2 protein-coding genes are annotated in these 1,567 nt (G+C 40.7%); both read right to left on the bottom strand.

From position 1 onward, the window contains the following. Window positions 1-495: GDP-mannose 4,6-dehydratase (locus WB217_RS12715; RefSeq protein WP_423993586.1), on the bottom strand; the 495-nt coding region annotated here is incomplete at its 3' end. Window positions 496-667: 172 nt separating this feature from the next. Further along, window positions 668-1,567 (bottom strand): galactokinase (locus WB217_RS12710; protein ID WP_423993585.1); only part of this gene is annotated, 900 nt, incomplete at its 5' end.

Raw genomic sequence — 1,567 nt, 5'->3', positions numbered from 1 at the left:
AGCAACATACCTAAGGCCATAAGCTGCTTCACACCATCTCATCATTTTTTCCATCACTAATTTTGTATCGCCATATGCATTGGATGGATTCGCCACCCTGTCCTCTGTAATAGGCATTCTGCTTTGTTCTCCATATATAGCTGCTGTTGAGGAAAAGACAATGTGCTTTACTTTATATTCCTCCATAATCTCTAGTAAAACCTGTGTACCATAGACGTTATTATCAAAATACACCAACGGCTGTTCCATCGATTCGCCAACAAGTGAGTTTGCAGCAAAATGCAGGACTCCATCAACCTCCACTTCACTGAATACGCGCCGCAAAAAGTCCCTGTTTCTAAGGTCACCCGAAAAAAACATAGCATCTGGATGGAGCGATTTTAAGTGTCCCGTTTGCAAATTGTCTATAACTGTAACTTCATACCCCTCTTCTAACAGCTGACGAACAGCGTGCGATCCAATATAGCCTGCTCCTCCAGGTATTAAAATGTTCATGTCACATCGCCTCCATTTCGATTCTTTATTTCAAGTTTGTGTTAAGAGACGGCAGCCTCCAGTCAAAAAATTATATTTCTAGAATTCTTTATTATGCAGAATAGTAGATTCCAGCGCAGTCTCTACTCAATTCAGGAACAACACTGGTAAGGTAATTGGTCTTTATTCCGGGTTATTTAATTGAGATTTCATCTAAAGCAACCTCTTTTGCCCCGTCACCAATACTTGCTGCATAAATGGTCGCTTGATAACCGATTTGCTGTTGGTAGGTGCTCCCGACTGCTTGGATAAAATTGTCCACTTCGTCCTTTTCCACAACAGCAATGGCGCAGCCGCCAAAACCAGCTCCTGTCATTCTTGCTCCTATAACACCTTTTTGTTTCCAGGCCGCTTCCACTAAAGTATCTAGCTCAATTCCAGTTACTTCATAATCATCTCGTAAAGATACATGGGACTGATTCATAAGATCGCCAAATGTCTTCAAATCTCCATTTTTCAAGGCATCTAGCGCGGAAAGAGTACGGCGATTTTCATAAACAGCGTGTTTGGCCCTTCTTCTTACAGTCTCATCTTTAATAACATGTTTAGCTGCTTCAATTTCTTCCTCTGTCATTTCACCTAAAGACTGAATATTAACTACCTCCTGCAATTGCAAAAGGGCATTTTCGCATTCACTTCGGCGTTCATTATATTTGGAATCAGCCAGTTCACGGCTTTTATTCGTATTCATAATCAATATGGAATGTTTGGATAAATCAATAGGCGCATACTCATACTGTAGGGTTTGGCTGTCTAATAGAATTCCGAACCCTTCTTTCCCCATACCAATGGCAAACTGATCCATAATGCCAGAATTAACTCCGATAAAATCGTTCTCTACTTTTTTTCCAAGCTTCACCATATTAAGCCTTTCCATATTAAAATCGAAAAGACCTTCCATCATGACACCGGTAACCATTTCAATTGAAGCGGAGGAAGATAATCCTGCTCTATTAGGGATATTCCCCCAGTAGATCACATCCATCCCCGAATCAATTGGATATCCAGCTTCTTTTATAAAACGGATCATTCC

The organism is Mesobacillus sp. (assembly GCF_049588175.1).
In the GTDB taxonomy this organism is placed as follows: Bacteria; Bacillota; Bacilli; order Bacillales; family Cytobacillaceae; genus Mesobacillus.
The sequence above is the reverse complement of the archived record's forward strand: the minus strand, read 5'-3'. Positions and strand labels throughout refer to the sequence as shown.